Source organism: Pseudomonas mosselii, from assembly GCF_005796105.1.
Classification (GTDB): Bacteria; Pseudomonadota; Gammaproteobacteria; order Pseudomonadales; family Pseudomonadaceae; genus Aquipseudomonas; species Aquipseudomonas mosselii_C.
Window position 1 is genome coordinate 61,059 of the sequence record NZ_VAUO01000006.1, and the last position, 17,124, is coordinate 78,182.

The 17,124-nt window shown below is 64.5% G+C and carries 16 protein-coding genes and 1 pseudogene; 4 read left to right on the top strand and 13 right to left on the bottom strand.

Annotated features, from left to right (window positions below; all coding sequences use genetic code 11):
* Positions 1 to 20: 20 nt before the first annotated feature.
* Both FEM01_RS14075 and FEM01_RS14080 read right to left on the bottom strand, forming a co-directional pair.
* Positions 21 to 440: an MAPEG family protein gene (locus FEM01_RS14075; protein ID WP_138220100.1), complete on the bottom strand. Its 420-nt coding sequence runs from the start codon at positions 438 to 440 to the stop codon at positions 21 to 23.
* The gene (locus FEM01_RS14080; RefSeq protein WP_138220101.1) at positions 433 to 750 is read right to left on the bottom strand and encodes a DUF2834 domain-containing protein; all 318 of its coding nucleotides are present in this window, start codon (positions 748 to 750) and stop codon (positions 433 to 435) included. The genes FEM01_RS14075 and FEM01_RS14080 overlap by 8 nt, the downstream gene beginning before the upstream one ends.
* Before the next feature lie 109 nt (positions 751 to 859).
* Here FEM01_RS14080 and FEM01_RS14085 point away from each other — a divergent pair, with 109 nt between their 5' ends.
* Positions 860 to 1,672, top strand: coding sequence for a helix-turn-helix domain-containing protein (locus FEM01_RS14085; RefSeq protein WP_240791755.1), 813 nt, complete (start codon positions 860 to 862; stop codon positions 1,670 to 1,672).
* Positions 1,673 to 1,705: 33 nt separating this feature from the next.
* Positions 1,706 to 2,080 (top strand): GFA family protein, encoded by a 375-nt coding sequence (locus FEM01_RS14090; RefSeq protein ID WP_138220103.1) that lies wholly within the window; start codon positions 1,706 to 1,708, stop codon positions 2,078 to 2,080.
* 17 nt (positions 2,081 to 2,097) lie between these two features.
* Here FEM01_RS14090 and FEM01_RS14095 read toward each other — a convergent pair whose 3' ends face one another.
* From FEM01_RS14095 to FEM01_RS14110, 5 genes and pseudogenes are all read right to left on the bottom strand, one after another.
* Positions 2,098 to 2,436, bottom strand: a complete 339-nt coding sequence (locus tag FEM01_RS14095) for a hypothetical protein (RefSeq protein WP_138220104.1) — start codon at positions 2,434 to 2,436, stop codon at positions 2,098 to 2,100.
* Positions 2,437 to 2,550: 114 nt separating this feature from the next.
* Positions 2,551 to 3,057, bottom strand: coding sequence for a methyl-accepting chemotaxis protein (locus tag FEM01_RS24790; RefSeq protein WP_240791760.1), 507 nt, complete (start codon positions 3,055 to 3,057; stop codon positions 2,551 to 2,553).
* Positions 3,058 to 3,087: 30 nt separating this feature from the next.
* A pseudogene (locus FEM01_RS24795) lies at positions 3,088 to 3,849 on the bottom strand (PAS domain-containing protein); the annotation flags it as partial.
* 39 nt (positions 3,850 to 3,888) lie between these two features.
* Positions 3,889 to 5,670 carry a sensor domain-containing diguanylate cyclase gene (locus FEM01_RS14105; RefSeq protein WP_138220106.1) on the bottom strand — a complete coding sequence of 594 codons (1,782 nt, stop codon included), beginning with the start codon at positions 5,668 to 5,670 and terminating at the stop codon, positions 3,889 to 3,891.
* Between the two features lie 335 nt (positions 5,671 to 6,005).
* Positions 6,006 to 6,923, bottom strand: coding sequence for a LysR family transcriptional regulator (locus tag FEM01_RS14110; RefSeq protein ID WP_138220107.1), 918 nt, complete (start codon positions 6,921 to 6,923; stop codon positions 6,006 to 6,008).
* 135 nt (positions 6,924 to 7,058) lie between these two features.
* Here FEM01_RS14110 and lysA point away from each other — a divergent pair, with 135 nt between their 5' ends.
* Complete coding sequence (gene lysA, locus FEM01_RS14115) at positions 7,059 to 8,288, top strand: diaminopimelate decarboxylase (protein ID WP_138220108.1); 1,230 nt, start codon at positions 7,059 to 7,061, stop codon at positions 8,286 to 8,288.
* 211 nt (positions 8,289 to 8,499) lie between these two features.
* On the opposite strand, the gene FEM01_RS14120 is transcribed toward lysA, so the two are convergent.
* The 6 genes from FEM01_RS14120 to kdpF all read right to left on the bottom strand — a co-directional run bounded on the left by FEM01_RS14120 (position 8,500) and on the right by kdpF (position 16,433).
* Positions 8,500 to 9,192 carry a response regulator gene (locus tag FEM01_RS14120; protein WP_138220109.1) on the bottom strand — a complete coding sequence of 231 codons (693 nt, stop codon included), beginning with the start codon at positions 9,190 to 9,192 and terminating at the stop codon, positions 8,500 to 8,502.
* Positions 9,189 to 11,843: a sensor histidine kinase gene (locus FEM01_RS14125; protein WP_138220110.1), complete on the bottom strand. Its 2,655-nt coding sequence runs from the start codon at positions 11,841 to 11,843 to the stop codon at positions 9,189 to 9,191. The genes FEM01_RS14120 and FEM01_RS14125 overlap by 4 nt, the downstream gene beginning before the upstream one ends.
* A 154-nt stretch (positions 11,844 to 11,997) precedes the next feature.
* The gene (kdpC, locus tag FEM01_RS14130; protein ID WP_138220111.1) at positions 11,998 to 12,561 is read right to left on the bottom strand and encodes a potassium-transporting ATPase subunit KdpC; all 564 of its coding nucleotides are present in this window, start codon (positions 12,559 to 12,561) and stop codon (positions 11,998 to 12,000) included.
* Between the two features lie 13 nt (positions 12,562 to 12,574).
* The gene (kdpB, locus tag FEM01_RS14135) at positions 12,575 to 14,629 is read right to left on the bottom strand and encodes a potassium-transporting ATPase subunit KdpB (protein WP_138220112.1); all 2,055 of its coding nucleotides are present in this window, start codon (positions 14,627 to 14,629) and stop codon (positions 12,575 to 12,577) included.
* Between the two features lie 10 nt (positions 14,630 to 14,639).
* Entirely contained in the window at positions 14,640 to 16,334 is a 1,695-nt protein-coding gene (gene kdpA, locus FEM01_RS14140) for a potassium-transporting ATPase subunit KdpA (RefSeq protein ID WP_138220113.1), read from the bottom strand.
* Positions 16,335 to 16,343: 9 nt separating this feature from the next.
* Positions 16,344 to 16,433, bottom strand: a complete 90-nt coding sequence (gene kdpF, locus FEM01_RS14145; RefSeq protein ID WP_138220114.1) for a K(+)-transporting ATPase subunit F — start codon at positions 16,431 to 16,433, stop codon at positions 16,344 to 16,346.
* A gap of 446 nt (positions 16,434 to 16,879) precedes the next feature.
* Between kdpF and FEM01_RS14150 the strand changes: the two genes are divergently transcribed.
* Positions 16,880 to 17,122 carry a hypothetical protein gene (locus FEM01_RS14150; protein WP_138220115.1) on the top strand — a complete coding sequence of 81 codons (243 nt, stop codon included), beginning with the start codon at positions 16,880 to 16,882 and terminating at the stop codon, positions 17,120 to 17,122.
* The last annotated feature ends 2 nt before the right edge of the window (positions 17,123 to 17,124 follow it).

The window sequence follows — 17,124 nt, forward strand, 5'->3', positions numbered from 1 at the left end:
CGCCCCCTGTAGGAGCGAGTTTACAGGTAGACCAACACCTCAACGGCCAGACCAATCAAGCACAACACTGCCACGCCATAACTGATGGTTCTCCATGGCTGAGCGCAGGCCAGATACAGCATCGTGTGCAACACGCGCGCCGCGGTGAACACTGCACACAGCCAGGCGGTGCTGACCGCCGAAGCTTCAAGCGCGATCGCCAACCCACCCAAGGCGACGAACATCGGTATGTTCTCCAGATCATTGCGCCAAGCGTGCATGGCCCGCACCACTTCAGGCCGCTCGGCTGGCTGTGCCGGGCGCTTGAACACAGCGGCGTCCTCCGCATGGGTGAACGCCAGGTAGCGCAAGCGGAAATATCCCTGGTAGCAAGAGAGCGCCAGCATCTTGAAGAACAGCAGCACCACGCAAATCGCATACACCGACAACGCGCTACTCATGCTTGCGTCTCCCGACAATGCCCCGGAGCACGATGTACAGCAGCGGCCCCATCGAGATGAACACCACCGTCAACAGCAGGTAGGGCAGTACACCCGGCCAACGCCCTCCGCGCCCCTGGTGGTCGCTCACCATCCAGATGCAGGCAAGTCCCGCCATCAGATACAGGTCGATGACCACTTGCGCTGTACCTGGCCGTGACAGCAACTCCAGGCCGAACGCCAACAGCGACTGCTGCGCGCCATACATTGTCCAGCCGGTATACAACGCAAACGCCAGTAATACAGGCAACGCCATCCACTGCGCCTTCATCGTCATCTCCCTGAGTGATCGGTCTGAGCACACTAGTGATAGAGTCACCCGCGCCTCAATGACCTCTCAGGTCATGGACGCTTCAACCAAGGACAGGCAGAGTCGAAGCATGAGCCCTCTTCCATTTCATCCCGCCCACCCCGGCGCCGGTGCACAGTTGCGCCGTCTGCGGCGTCAGGCAGGGCTCAGCCAGCTCGATCTGGCGCTACTGGCCGGCGTCTCGCAACGCCATCTGAGCTGTGTGGAGACTGGCCGCGCCAAGGCCAGCCCGGCCACCCTGCATGCCTTGCTCAGCGCACTGGAGGTGCCGCTCGATCAGTGCAACGAGGTGTTCCTCGCCGCAGGCTTCGCACCGCGCTACACCGCCTCGCCACCGGACGCTCCGACCCTGGGCATGGTGCACGAGGCCCTGGCGCATCTGCTCCAGGCCAACAACCCCGCGCCTGCCATCGTCATCGATGGCAACTGGAACGTCACGGCGGCCAACACCAGTGTTGGAGTGCTGTTCGCCCTGGCAGGCGTGCAGGTGCGCGAAACCGCGGGCCTCAATCTGCTCGATACCTTGTTGCGCCCAGGCGGGCTGGGGGATCATCTGGTCAATGCCGACGAGATTCGCGCGATCACCTGGCAACGCGCAGCCAGGGAGGCGCTGGGCAATCCTGAGCTGGGGCGGCGCCTGCAACAGTTGCAAACGCCGCCCAGCGTGCCGACAGAGCACCGGCCCTCACCGGTGATCCTCACCCGTATTCGGACCCAGGACGGCGAACTGACGTTCCTGTCCACCTTCACCACCTTCGGCATGCCGCTGGACATTACCGTCGCGTCGTTGCGCATCGAGCATCTGATACCTGCCGATGCGCGAACCTGGCAGGTGATGACAGCCGCCCATGCAACGGTCGACGGTCTGCACGCAGGCGATTAAGCTGCGCGTTTTTCAGGGAAGGAATGACAGCGAGTGAGCAACCTCTACCAAGGCAGTTGCCTGTGCGCGTCCATCAGGTACGAGTTGCTGGCCACGCCCAAGGCCGTCAGCCATTGTCATTGCAGCCAATGCCGCAAGGCACACGGCGCGCTATTCGCCTCCTTTGGCAGCGTGCCGCGCCGGGCGCTGCGGATCGTCCAGGGTGAGGATGCGCTGACGGCATACCCCTCCTCCGAATCGGTACTGCGTTCGTTCTGCTCGCGCTGCGGCTCGTCGTTGTTCTGGTCAAGGTCCCAGGGCCAATTCAGGGATTGGATCTGCATTGCGCTGGCTACGCTGGACACCCCATTCACTCCGGAAAAACAGCAACATGTGCATGTCGCTGACGGAATGCACGGGTACACCTGACCCACCCGCCAACGCGCTCAGCTCAGTTGGGCAATCAGCACCGCGTTGGTGTAGATCAGGCTGCCGTCACTGGCGCGGTGGCCAACCAAGTGGAACTGCCCGCGCTCATCCTCGCTCAAGTAGACCCGCAAGCGGCAGTCGGATAGCGGCCCATAGCCCTCGGGCAGCACCAGGTTGAGGGTCTGCATGTCGACGTCCACCATCGCCTCGCGCTCATGGCTCTGTTGCAAGCGCTCTTCGGCCTGCTCCAGCAGCGTGTGGGTCGCACCTTGGATATCGAAATGAATCTCGCCCACCGGGGTGGAACGCTGCTCACCGTTGCCTTTGCACCAACCTTCGATCGTCAGGGTACTCATGGCCAATCCTCTGGGAAGTAAGACGCTTCAAGCGTCCGTTGAGGTGTTGACCCGGTTTTTTTTCCGATCGTTCCAGTCGCTTTCGCACCTTTGGCCTATGCACCCGGCAAACACTTAGCCTAAGTCCTGGCTCACCCGCCCGACCGCCTCCACCACGCGCCGCGCACCGGCCTGGATCGCGCCGATGGTACTGCCGGCCTGGGTCGCCAGGTGCAAGCCCTGGTCAGCCTGCCCACGGCTGGTTTCGATCTCGATCACCGCCTGGCTGGCCAAGGTCTGGTTGCGTGCGACCACGGCTACGATCTCTTCGGTGGCGCTGCTGGTGCGCGCCGCCAGTTGCCGCACCTCATCGGCGACCACTGCGAAGCCACGCCCCTGCTCACCGGCACGGGCCGCCTCGATGGCGGCATTGAGCGCCAGCAGGTTGGTCTGTGCGGCAATCCCGCCAATCGTCTGCACGATCGAACTGATGACCAGCGACTGCTTCCCCAACGCATCGATGGTGGCCCCGGCCGAATGCAGCTGGGCACTGACCTCCTGCATGGTCTGCTCCACCTGCCTGACCACCGCCACCCCTTCGGTCGCGCCGCTGTCAGTCCCTTGCGAGACCTCCAGGGCCATCTGCGCGGCTTGCTTGACCGCCTCTTCACGCTGCACCTGATCGGTCACCACCGAGGCGAACTTCACCACCCGCAGCAGCCGGCCTTGTGTATCGATGACCGGGTTGTAGCTGGCCTCCAGCCAGACTTCGCGGCCCTGGCTGTCGAGGCGCAAAAAGCGTCCGGTCACGTACTGGCCGGCGTTGAGGGCGCGCCACAGCTCGTCGTAGTCAGGGCTGGCACAGAACTCGGCGGTGCAGAACAGCCGATGGTGCTGGCCCAGGACTTGATCCAGGCGATAGCCCATGGCCCTCAGGAACGTGTCGTTGGCCTCCAGCACCTTGCCGCTCAGGTCGAACTGGATCACCGCCGTGGAACGCATTAGTGCAGCGAGCACGAACTGGTTCTGCTGGGCAGTGTCCAGCGCCTTGGTCACCTCGCGGCCCTGGCCGATCACCTGGTACAGACGTCCCTGGGCATCGAGCTGCGGATACCAGCTCATGCACGCCCACACTTCACGGCCGTCGGCATGCCGCAGCGGGTACTCACCCTGCTGCACCTCGCCCCTGCCCAGGGCCTTGACCAATGCTTCCAGGCGCGGCTGCGCCAGCCATTGTCCCAAGGCCTTGCCGGCCAGTGCCTGACCAGGCGTACCCAACAGCTCGGCAGCCGACGCATTGCCTTCAAGCAATCGCAGTGCCTCATCGAGCCGCAGAAAAATACCGGCCTGCTCCTGCTGGGCCAAACGCTGACGCAATACCACCAGCTCCGCTTCGCGAGCCGCGAGCGTGGCTTTCAATTGCCGATTGAACATGACTCACCTGTGGGAAAGGGAAAGATCAGGAAACGCCGGTCAAGCCACCCAGCCTGCAAGCTGCGTGACGCCGAACCACTGCTGGAAGGCTTCTAGCGGCATGGGCCGACCCAAGTAGTAGCCCTGAACCTCGGCGCAGCCCCAGGCGCTGGCCTGCTCCAGCTGCGCTGCGGTCTCAATGCCTTCGGCGCCTACTCGGTAGCCCAACTGCGTAGCCAGTGCCACCAACGAACGCACCAACTGACCATCCCTGGCATCCATACAGCCTCTGTGCACCAGCGAACGGTCGAGCTTGACCAGGCTGGCGGGGATTCGGCTGAGGTAATCCCAATTGCTGTAGCCAGTACCAAAGTCATCGATAGCGATTTCGATACCGGCCAGGCGAGCCCGCTGCAACTGCTGCTGCACTTCTTCCAGTTGCTCGATCAACGCGCTTTCGGTGAACTCCAGTTGTAACTTTGACGGCTCGATGCCCAGGCTACGCATCTCGATGAGCAACGTATCCATGAACAACGGGCTTTCCAGGTCGCGCGCGGTAACGTTCATGCTGATTTGCAGACCCAACGCGCGGGTCTGTTGCAGCAGGCGCAGCACCGCACGCTGCACCCAAAGACTGAGCGTCCCCATCAGTGCGGTCTTCTCCGCCAGGGGGATGAACTCGGCCGGGGAAATCTCGCCCAGTTGCGGGTGTCGCCAGCGCAGCAGCGCCTCGGCCGAACGGCACTCGCCCTGCGGCAGGTGCACGCGCGGCTGCAGGTGCAGGCTGAGTTGGTCATCGCGCTGCAACGCCTCGACCAGCGCGGCGAGCAAAGTGAACGCGCGGCGCTGGGCGGCATCGACGTCGGCTTGGAACAACGCGCAGCGCCCCACACTGCGCCGCGCGGCATCGGCGGCACTGACCAACCGGCGCAGCCACTCCAAGCCCTCGCGCTCGTCGCTGGCGGCGCTCAAGGGGGCGACACCGATACCCGCATCCAGCAACACCGGAATCTGATGGCACTGCACCGGCGCCTGCAACGCCTCGACGATGCCGATGCACAACGGGCGCACCTGCTCGGGCTCGTCGACAATGGTGGCGAAGCGGGTCGGGCTGATCTTGTACAGCGGCACACCGGGGTGCAGTTGAGCGGCGATGCGCGCCTTGACCTGCAAGGTCAGGTCGTGAGCAAAGTTGTAACCCAACGCCTGGGTGATGTCGTTCAGCACGGCGGCCGGCAGAATATCGATCGCCAGCAAGGTCATGTCCTGGCCACGGTCAAAGTGAGCCTGCACGTCGCACTCGAGCTTGAGGCGGTTGAACAACCCCGTGGGCTGGTCGAAAAAATTGCTGCGTCGGATGCTGGCCAGAATGCTCATGGCCATGTTGGCGAACGCTACCAGCATCGCCCGCTGCTCAGCCGCCATGGGTGGGCGCGGCACGGTGTCGATGATGCACAGGCTACCGATGGCGATGCCTTGCTCGACCATCAGGGGTGCACCGCAGTAGTAGCGGATCGCAGGTGCTCCAGTGACCAGCGGATTGTCGGCGAAACGCGGATCAAGGAGGGCGTCGGGCACCTCCAACGGTTCAGCCTGCAGAATGGTATGGGCGCAGAACGAAACGTCGCGCGGGGTGCTGGCGCTGTCCAGGCCCGTCCTGGCCATGAACCACTGCTGGCACTCGCTGACGATCGAGACCAGGCAGATAGGCACTGCAAAGTAGCTCGCGGCCAACTGCACCAACGCGCGCAATTCGCCGTTCTGGTCCTGCTGCGCAACGCACCATTCGACGACCTTGGCCAGGCGTTCCTTTTCCTTGAGTGGCATGGGAGCGGTTTGCATATGATGTTCCCTGCCCAGAAAGAGGTGTTAAGCACGAAGATATAGCACTTTGATATCTATGAGACTGGCGCGCAGATGAACGGTTCACACACGGCAGCGATTTAAGTGCACGGTAGCGCGAATACTTGTACAACTCCACATTTTTGTACAGGTATTGTGAAAATTCACCTCAATCCACATGGAACCAAGCTCAGGGTGTGCGCTGTACGATGCTGGCCCGCAGAGAAAATTCCATCAAAAGTCAAAAAATAAACGGCATACGCGCCAAAATCAGGCGGGATAAAACACTTCCTCGCCTGCCGCCGCTTCATAAACTTGTACAAAAGTTGCCGCAGTCAAACCCCATTGCCTGCCAACTGAGCCGCCATCGCTCGCGCTTGTTCACGCAGCGCATCGCACAATGGCCCGACCACCGCCGACGCGGGTCGGTGCTCTGGCAGGATCAGCATCACCCGATACGGCACCGACACGCTCAGCCTGCGCATGATCAAACCGCCCTGCCCCGCCTCCAGCCCGCTCAACGGGTTGATGATCGCGACACCCAGCCCCTGGCGAACCATCGCGCATACCGAGGCGGCGCTGGTGGTCTCGATCACCGTACGGCGGTTCACCCCTGCGGCGCGAAAGTGCTGGTCGAGCTGCTGCCGGTAGGTGTCCAGGCTGGCCAAGTTGATGAAGTCGATATCGTGGAAGTCCTCCAGTGCCAACACCGGCTTGGCCTGTAACGGGTGGCCGGGCGGCAGCACGCAGACCATGTCGGCACTGAACAGCAGCTCGCCCACCGCGCCACGCGGCACCTGCTCCACCTCAGTCAGGCCCAGGTCATGCTGCTGGGCGACCAATGACTCCTCCAGCAGCGGCGACTCCTGCGCGGTGATGCTCACGCTCACCCCTGGATGGGCGCGATGCAAGCGCTTGCAGGCTCCAGGCAGCAGGGTTTGGGAAAACAGCGGCAGGCAGGTGATGGCCAGGCGACCCTGTTCGAAATTGCGGATGGCCTGGGCAAAGCGCTCGATACGCTCAAGGCCGACGAATGCACGCTCGACTTCATCAATCAGCAGCAAGGCTTGGGCTGTGGGCAGCAGACGTCCGGCCTCGCGCTCAAACAGGTTCAGGCCGCTAACCTGCTCCATGCGCGCCAGCTCGCGGCTGACGGTGGGCTGCGAGGTGAATAGCAGGCGGGCAGCGCCCGTGACACTGCCGGCGACCATGATGGCGCGGAATACTTCGATGTGGCGGATGGTGAGATTCATGGGTGGTCACGCTAAATGAGGGAGCGGCGGTTCGACTCAACCCATATCAGATATGAATCAATCAGAGAAAAATAGCTATTTTTCTGAATCGAACAACTCAGTCACCATGCGTACATCCACTCCAAGGAACGCCCCATGACCTTCCCCCTGCTGGCCAGCGCCATCCGCCAACACGGCTCGCCCCTTTGGGCCTACGACAGCCACACCATCCACCAGCGCATCGAACAGTTGCTGCAGCACTTCGACACCGTGCGTTTCGCCCAGAAGGCCAACCCCAACCTGCACGTGCTGCGTCTGATCCGCGAACGCGGTCTGGTACTTGATGCCGTGTCACTGGGCGAAATGGAGCGTGCCTTCGCCGCCGGTGCGCAAGTCGGCGGCGAGCCGGCCGGCGTGGTGCTGACCTGCGACGTGCTCGACCAGCCCACACTGGAGCGTGTGGTGCAAACCGGTATCGAAGTGAACGCCGGCTCCATCGACATGCTGCGCCAACTGGGCGAACGCTCGCCCGGGCATCGAGTATGGTTGCGCATCAATCCAGGCTTCGGCCATGGCCATAGCCGCAAGACAAACACAGGTGGCGAAAACAGCAAGCACGGCATCTGGCACGCGCAACTGCCCGAGGCCCTGGCGTGCGTGAAACAGCATGGCCTGCACCTGGTCGGTGTGCACATGCACATTGGCTCTGGGGTGGATTACCAGCACCTGGAGCAAGTCGCAGGCTCGATGGTCGAGCTGATCGGCCGCCCGGGCATGGACATCGAGGCATTCTCCATCGGCGGCGGGCTGTCCACGCCCTACCGCGAGGGCGACCAGCCAGTAGACCTGCAACGCTACGCCAGGACCTGGGCCGTGGCTCGCGCCGAAGTCGAAGCCATGCTCGGCCACCCGGTACGCATGGAAATCGAACCAGGCCGTTACCTAGTGGCGGAGTCGGGCTACTTGGTGGCCGAAGTGCGTGCGGTCAAGCAGATGGGCGCCAAGCACTACATCCTGGTAGACGCCGGTTTCAACGACCTGATGCGCCCGGCCATGTACGGCGCCTACCACCGCATGAGCCTGTACAGCGCCGATGGCCAGCCGCTGGACGGCGTGCTGCAAGCGACCGTGGTGGCAGGACCGCTGTGCGAATCCGGCGATGTATTCACCCAGAACGACGAAGAGCTGACCCCGCAGTTGCTGCCACCTGCCAAGGTAGGCGACCTGTTGGTGATCCACGATGCCGGCGCGTACGGCGCGTCGATGTCGTCGAACTACAACAGCCGCCCGCTGCTGCCGGAGTTACTGATCGAAAACGACAGCCTGCGCCTGATTCGCCGACGCCAGACCGTGCAGGAATTGCTAGCGTTGGAGCTGGATATCTAACGGCGGAGATCACCCAGCCCTTTGGACTGCGCTGTCGCGCAGAGAACTGATTTCGCAAGCACGCCGCTCCCTCCAGATCCCTGCTAAGTCAACACGTTGTGTGCAGATCAGATCTATTAAGAGCGGCCTTGTGCCGCGAACAGGGCGCGCAGCGACCCCAGGATCTGAGCCCAAGGCAAGATCGCGGGGGAGACGCCGCACATAAGCGGCTTCACACCGGCGCCACCAACCGGTAACCCACCCCCGCCTCGGTAATGATGAACCTCGGCGCAGTCGGGTCATCCCCCAGCTTCTGCCGCAGATGCCCCACCACAATGCGCAGGTAGTGGGTGTCGTCCACATGGGTCGGCCCCCAGATATCCTTGAGCAACTGCTGCTGGGTGATCACCCGCCCTGGGTGCCCGGCCAGTTGCGCCAACAACGCGTACTCCTTGCGCGTCAGCGCCACTTCGACGCCGTCGAGAGTCACCCGGCGAAAGGCGAAATCCACCTGCAAAGGACCAAAATTCGCCGTCGCCACACCCGCGCCCAGCTGTGGCGCCTGGCGCAACAAGGCACGTACGCGGGCGAGAAATTCCTGAATACCGAATGGCTTGGTCACATAGTCGTTGGCCCCGCCATCGAGCGCATCGACTTTCTGCACCTCGCTGGCACGCACCGACAGCACCATCACCGGCACCGTGCTCCATTCACGCAACTCGCGCAGCACCTGTTGGCCGTCCATGTCCGGCAGGCCCAGGTCGAGCACCACCAAGTCCGGCTTGCCCAATGCCGCCTGGGCCAGCCCCTCGGCGCCGCTGCCGGCTTCGAGCACTTTGTAGCCCTGAGACGCCAGGCTAATGCGCAGGAACTTGCGAATCTGCGGCTCGTCGTCAATCACCAACAGGGTGGCGGCTTGGCTCATGGGGCTTCACTTTCAGGCTCGGGTTGGTTGGGCAGCGGCAAGCATAGTGTGATGCACGTGCCCTGGCCATCGATGCCGTCGCCCACCAGGATATGCCCGCCGTGGGCGCCGATCATGCCTTGGCAGATGGCCAGCCCCAGACCCGTACCCTGCCCGCCCCGGTCACCGCGCGCAGCGGTATAGAACATGTCGAAAATCTTCTCGCGCTCCTCTGCTGCAATACCGGGGCCCTGGTCGCTGACGGCCAGGCACAGTTGCGCGCCCTGCACCGTCACCTGCAACAGCAAGCGGCCCTGCGGCGGCGAGAAACGCGCAGCGTTCTCCAGCACGTTAACCAGCGCCTGCTCGATCAGCGCCGCATGCACGAACAGCAAGGGCAATTCAGCCGGCACCTCGGTATGCACCCGCAGCGGTGCCAGCACCACCCGCAAGCGGTTGAGGGCGCTGCCGACGATATCGGCCGGGGCCACCCAGTCACGTGCCAGCTTCAAAGCGCCGTGGCCCAGCCGGGTCATGTCCAGCAGGTTCTGAATGTAACGGTCCAGGCGCTCGGCTTCATCGCGAGTGCCTTCGAGCAGCTCGCGCCGATCTTGGATCGGGATCGCCTCGCCCAGCGCCAGCAGGCTGTCGATGCTGCCGCGCATGGCGGTCAACGGACTACGCAGGTCGTGCGACACCGAGGCGAGCAAGGCACTGCGCAGTTGCTCAGTCTCCCCGTGCAGGCGCGCCGCCTCCAGTTGCTCGCCCAGGCGCGCGCGCGCCAGTGCCTGAGCCAGGGGCTGAGCCAGCGCCATCAGCAAGCGCCGCCGCTGCGCAGCGAGCGGCTCAGCGTTGCGCGGGCGCACGCCGAGCAGCGCCAGGGGCTGCTCTTCTACCGCCAGCGGCCACCACCACCAGCGGCCGTGCGGCAAGGTATCGCTGCCAAAGCCGGCCGCCTGGCCCTGTTGCCAGGCCCACTCGGCCGCCGCGCGTTCGATGTCGGTGAACGCCGCAGCAGTACCGCCGACCACGTGCAAAAGCCCTTCTGCGTCACGTTCGAGCAAGCACACCTGCACATCATGCCAGCCATCCAGATGCTGGCCAGCGGCATTGAACACCGCCTGACGATCGGTGGCCACGGTGAGTCGGCGCGACAGGTCGAGCAGTTGACTGGTCTGCGCCTGGGTTTCGCGCAGCGCCTGTAACTGGCGGCGCTGGCGGGCGGCCAGGTTGCCGGTCAGCGCCGCCATCAGCAGGAAGAACACCAGGGTGAGTACGTCTTCTTCGCGCTGGATGCTGAACGAGAAATTCGGCGGAATGAACAAAAAGTCATAGGCCAGGAACGACAACACCGCACAGGCCAGCGCCGGGCCGAGGCTGCTGCGTACCGCTACCAGCAACACTGCGGCGAGAAACACCAGGGAAATGTTAGGCAGCGCCAGGACGCGCGACACGCCCCACGCCAGCCCAGCGGCCAGTGCCGTGGCCAACAGCGCCAGCAGGTAGTGACGCCACACCCACACCTGCCGTACCGCCGCGCGTGCCGGGGGCGGCTGGGCGTCGCGGTCGAGCACGTTGATTTCCAGGCCATGGCTTTCGCGCAGCAGGCGCGCCGCCACGCCTGCGCCGAACAGCCGCCGGCGCAGGCGGTCGCGGGACTGACCCACCAGTACCAGGCTGGCGCGGCGCTCGGCGGCATGCTGGATCAGCGTGCGCGCCACCTCGCCTGCGCGCAGCAGCACCACCTCGCCGCCCAATCGCTCGGCCAACTGCTGGGCAGCCTGCAAGCGATGGCGGGCCGATTCGTCGCGCAGCCGGCCGTTGTCCACGTACACCACGCTCCAGGGCAGATGCCGGCGCTGGGCGACGCGGCTGGCATGGCGCACTAGGCGCTCGGCCTGCTCGTCGCCATCGATGCCAACCAGCAAACGCCCGCGCAAGGCCGGGGCCTCTTGGCCACGCTGGCGGTAGCCGCTGGCCAGGTCGGCGTCGACCTGAGCGGCGGCGGTCTGCATGGCCAGCTCGCGCAGGGCGGTCAGGTTGGTCTGCGAGAAAAACGCATCGATGGCGGCGCGAGCCTGCTCGGGGACATACACCTTGCCCTCGCGCAGGCGTTCGAGCAGCTCACGCGGCGGCAGGTCGATCAGCACCAGTTCGAAGGCCTCGTGCAGCACCCAGTCGGGCAGGGTTTCGCGCACCTGCACCCCGGTGATGTCGCGGACCTTGTCGTTGAGGCTTTCCAGGTGCTGGACGTTGACCGTGGTGTACACGTCGATGCCAGCGGCCAACAGTTCCTGCACATCTTGCCAGCGCTTGGCGTGGCGGCTGCCGGGGGCATTGCTGTGCGCCAGCTCATCCACCAGCACCAGGGGCGGTGCGGCCTTGAGCAGGCCGTCGAGGTCCATTTCCTCGAGGGTGACGCCACGGTACTCGCTGCGCAGCAACGGTTGCTGGGGGAGCCCGGCGAGCAGCGCCTCGGTTTCACTGCGGCCATGGGTTTCGACCACCCCCGCCACCAGCGCCACACCCTGGCGCAACTGAGCGTGGGCGGCCTGAAGCATGGCGAAGGTCTTGCCGACCCCCGGGGCGGCGCCAAGAAATACCTTTAGCCTGCCGCGACCTTCGCGGGGCAGGCCGGCGAGCAAGGCATCGGCGCGGGTGGGGTTGCTCATGTCAGGTCCTGTAATGATGCAATGGCTTGGTGTAGGAGCGGCCTTGTGTCGCGATGGGGCGCGCAGCGGCCCCAGGATCTCGGCATCACGCAAAATCGCCGGGGCCGCTGCGCGCCCCATCGCGACACAAGGCCGCTCCTACATGGGTGTGGCGTTAACGTTCGGTGAGCGGCGCCAGGCGCTCCAGTGCTTGGTTCAGCGCCAGCACATTCACCACCGGCGGCCCGATCAATGGGCGCAGCGTGGCGTCATCGACCAGCACTTGCAAGCGCTCTGGCGCCACCTGCCGCGCCGCCGCCACGCGCGGCAGTTGGTAGGCGATGGCCTCGGGCGGCAAGTGCGGATCCAGGCCGCTGGCCGAGGTGGTCAGCAGGGCCTGGGGCACCGGCCCCTGCGCAGCCTGATACTGCGTGCTGGCCGCGCTTTGCACCCGCTCGGCCAGCACCGGATTGCTCGGCGCCAGGTTGCTCGCACCGCTAGCCACGGTGGCGTAGGCGCCAGCAGAGGGGCGCGGCTGGAACCACGCGTCGCCTTCGAATGCCTGGGCAATCAACGCCGAGCCGCGCACCACGCCTCGCGCATCACGCACCAGACTGCCGTTGGCCTGCTCGGGGAAGGCCACCTGGGCGATGCCGGTGACGGCCAGGGGATACAGCACGCCGGTGACCAAGGTCATCAGCAGCACCAGGCTCAGGGCCGGGCGTACATAAGCGGTCATGTCAGTCTCTCCTTCAAACCAGGTGCAGGGCATTGAGCACAACGTCGATCAGCTTGATCCCGGCAAACGGCACGATGAGACCGCCAACCCCGTAGATCAGCAGGTTGCGCCGCAGTAGTTGCGCGGCGCTGGCGGCCTGCACGCGCACCCCACGCAAGGCCAGCGGGATCAGCACGATGATGATCAGCGCGTTGAACACGATGGCCGACAAGATCGCACTCTGCGGGCTGGCCAGCCCCATCAGGTTGAGCACGCCCAGTTGCGGGTAGATGGCCGCGAACAGCGCCGGCAGGATGGCGAAGTACTTGGCCACGTCGTTAGCGATGGAAAAGGTGGTCAGGGCGCCACGCGTCACCAGCAGCTCCTTGCCCACCTGCACCACATCCAGCAGCTTGGTCGGGTCACTGTCCAGATCGACCATGTTGGCGGCCTCGCGGGCGGCCTGGGTGCCGTCGTTCATGGCCATGCCCACATCGGCCTGGGCCAGGGCCGGGGCGTCGTTGGCGCCGTCACCGCACATGGCCACCAGGCGGCCGTCGTTTTGCTCCTGGCGGATGCGCGCCAGTTTCTTCTCAGGCGTGGCTTCGGCCAGCACGTCGTCGACCCCAGCCTCGGCTGCGATGGCAGCAGCGGTCAACGGGTTGTCGCCAGTGACCATCACGGTGCGGATGCCCAGCTTGCGCAGTTCGGCAAAGCGCTCGCGGATGCCGGGCTTGACCACGTCCTTGAGGTGGATTACCCCAAGCAGGCGCTTGTCGACACACACCAGCAGCGGCGTGCCGCCGCTCTGCGCGATGCGCTCCACTTCGCGCGCCAAGGGCGCTGGCATTTCCAGGCGCGGCATGCCGACGAAGGCCAGCACCGCATCGACCGCGCCCTTGCGGTAGCGGCGCTGCTGGAAGTCGATACCCGACAGCCGCGTCTCGGCACTGAAGGCAATCGCCTCGTACTGGCTGGCCGAAGGCTCGGCGAAATCATGCAGTTGGCGCAGGTACTCGACGATCGACTTGCCCTCGGCGGTGTCATCGGCCAGCGAGGCGAGCAAGGCGCCCTCCCCCAACTCCTTGGCGGTCACGCCGGAGGCGGCGTGCAAGGCACTGCAACGGCGGTTGCCAAAAGTGATGGTGCCGGTCTTGTCGAGCATCAGCGTGTGCACATCGCCTGCGGCCTCCACCGCGCGGCCCGAACGGGCGATCACGTTGAGTCGCACCAGGCGGTCCATGCCGGCAATGCCGATGGCCGAGAGCAGCCCACCGATGGTGGTGGGGATCAACGTCACCAGTAGCGCGGCGAGGAAGATCAGCGGCAGGCTGCCTCCGGCGAAGTGGGCGAATGGCTGTAGCGTGACCACCACGATCAGAAAGATCAGGGTCAGCCCGATCAGCAGGATATCCAGGGCGATCTCGTTGGGCGTCTTCTGGCGCTTGGCGCCTTCCACCAGGGCGATCATGCGGTCCAGGGTGGATTCGCCGGGGTTGCTGGTGATGCGGATCAGCAGCCAGTCAGACACCAGCCGGGTATTGCCGGTGACCGCCGAACGATCACCGCCAGACTCACGGATCACTGGCGCAGATTCGCCGGTAATGGCAGCTTCGTTGACCGCAGCGATACCTTCGAGCACCTCGCCATCGCCAGGGATCATCTCACCGGCCACGACCCGCACTACGTCGCCCTTGCGCAGTTGGGCGGCGGCGACCGCCTCGAAGCTGCCATCACCCTTACGGCGCTGGGCCATCAAGCCCTGGCTGCCCGCCTTGAGGCTGTCGGCACGGGCCTTGCCGCGCCCTTCGGCCAAGGCTTCGGCAAAGTTGGCGAACAGGACGGTGAACCACAGCCACACGGCGATTTGCATGGCAACGCCGGTGCTTACACCGTTACCGGGGGCAAAACACAGCGCAGTGGTGAGCATGGCAGTCAGGGCCACCACCAGCATTACCGGCGAGCGCTTGAGCTGGCGCGGGTCGAGCTTGACCACCGCCTGCCATAGCGCCGGGCGCCACAGCGCGCTGAAACGGGTTTGGTCCTTGGCACCGTGGGGCGCTTTCACATCGGGAATCGGCATGTTCATGGTGTATTCCTCAGAAACCCAGGCTCAGGTGTTCGGCAATCGGCCCAAGGGCCAGGCTCGGCAGGAAGGTCAGGCCGCCCACCAGCACGATGGTCACCAGCAGCAAGGTGGTGAACAGCGGGCCGTGGGTGGGGAAGCTGTTCGAGCCCTGCGGCGCGCTGTTCTTCGCCGCGAGACTGCCGGCCAGGGCCAGCACCGGCAGGATGTAGCCGAAGCGGCCGATGAGCATGGCCAGGGCGATCATCAGGTTATGGAACACCGTGTTGGCGCCGAAGCCCGCGAAGGCCGAGCCGTTGTTGGCAGCGCCCGAGGTGTAGGCGTACAGCAACTGGCTGAAGCCATGCGCCCCCGGATTGCTGACCGCCCCCGCCGGGCCCGGCAGGCTGGCGGCAATCGCGCCGAGCACCAGCACGCCCACCGGCATCACCAGCAGCGTCGCCACCAGCAACTGCACCTCGCGGGCCTGGAGTTTCTTGCCCAGGTATTCGGGGGTGCGGCCAATCATCAGCCCGGCCAGGAACACCGCGATCAGCACGAACAGCAACATGCCGTAGAGCCCGGCACCGACGCCGCCAAAAATCACCTCGCCAACCATCATGTTGACCATCGCCACCATGCCGGTCAGGGGGTTGAGGCTGTCGTGCATGGCATTGACCGAGCCGTTGGAGGCCGCCGTGGTGGTCACCGCCCACAGCACCGAGGCGGTAGTGCCGAAGCGGCTTTCCTTGCCTTCGAGCGGTGCGTCCTGCTGCACCTGGGCGCTTTCAAGCGCCGGGTTGGGCTGGTATTCCGACCACAGCGCGACGCTGGCGCCGATCAGGAACAGCGCCAGCATGCAGGCGATGATCGCGCGGCTCTGGCGCAAGTCCTTGACGTAGTGGCCGAAGGTGAACACCAGGGCCACCGGGATCAGGATGATCGAGACCACTTCGAACAGGTTGCTCCAGGCCGTAGGGTTCTCGAACGGGTGCGCCGAGTTGACGCCGAAGAAGCCACCGCCATTGGTGCCGAGCTGCTTGATGGCGATCTGGCTGGCGGCTGGGCCCAGGGGGATGGTCTGCTCAGTGCCTTGCAGGGTGACCGCGTGGGCGTAGTCGCTGAAGGTCTGCGGCACGCCCTGCCACACCAGCAGCAGCGCCAGCAGCAGGCACAGCGGCAGCAGGCCATAGAGGGTGGCGCGCGTCAGGTCGACCCAGAAGTTGCCAAGGTTGCCGGTCGAGCGCCGGGTGATGCCCCGGCACAGCGCCACCAGCACCGCCAAGCCAGTGGCGGCGCTGACGAAGTTCTGCACGGTCAGCCCGAGCATCTGGCTCAGGTAGCTGAGCGAGGCTTCGCCGCTGTAGGCCTGCCAGTTGGTGTTGGTCACGAAGCTGACAGCGGTGTTGAGCGCCAGCGACCATTCCTGGCCCGGCAGGTGTTGCGGGTTGAGCGGCAGGCTGCCTTGCAGCAACAGCACGGCGAACAGCAGCCCGAAACCGGCCAAGTTGAAGGCCAGCAGCGCCAGGGCGTATTGCTTCCAGTTGTGTTGCCGGTCAGCGCGCACACCCGCCACGCGGTAGCAGGTGCGCTCGACCGGGCCAAGGACCGGCGACAGCCAGGTGCGCTGGCCCTCCATCACCTTGTAGTAGAAGCGCCCAAGCCACGGCGCTGGCAACAGCACGAGTGCGAAGAACGCCAGCAGCAACAGGTAGTCGTAACTGTGCATGGCGGCCCCTTAGCTGCGATCGGCGCGCAGCAGCGCGACCAGCAGGTAAATCGCCAATGCCACTGCCAACAGCAGTGACAGTTCGTCGAGCATGTACATGAGGAAGTCTCCCGTAATGCGGCTTGCTGGCCGCTTTGGGAGGATTGTCCGAGGGGTGGGCGTAAAGGGGCGAGATCAGGGCGGTGGGTGGGGGATAAAGAAAGCGTAAAGATTCAGGCGGGGGTGTTTGGGTAGTGAGGTGCGGCAACAATCAGATTTAAGCCCTTTCTTGTAGTCCGTTTCCCAAATATCCTCCTACCGCCGTTTTTCCGTTGCAGCCGCCTGGGTCGGTATCTAGTCTCGGCGTGTCGTTGCATATCAACGACACAGCTTTGACAGGCTGCGACGAAAAAATCGTATACGGCTCACCTCTATGGCGGCTGTACGTGCGGGCACGCTTGCGTGCGCCGGAATTTTACGATTTTCGCCGGTCTGTCAACCCACGTACAGCTGCCACCCTTCTGTTTGACAGCAGGCAGGTGGCGGCGCCAAGGAGGAAAATCGTGATGTTGAAGATCGTCCCCGACCCACCGCATAACTGCCACTCCCTGGAAGACACTCTCATCCAGGCCACCGAGTACGCCATGTGCGCACAAGCCGTGGTACATCAGGCTGTCCAGATAGCTCCCAAGTCTCCCGCTACGGCACTGATGCTGACCTCGGCCCATGAGCTAGGTGCGCTGCGCTCATTGCTTGAGTCGGCGCTGATTCAGTTGCAGTTCTTCAAGGCGCCACAGACGCAGCATTGAGG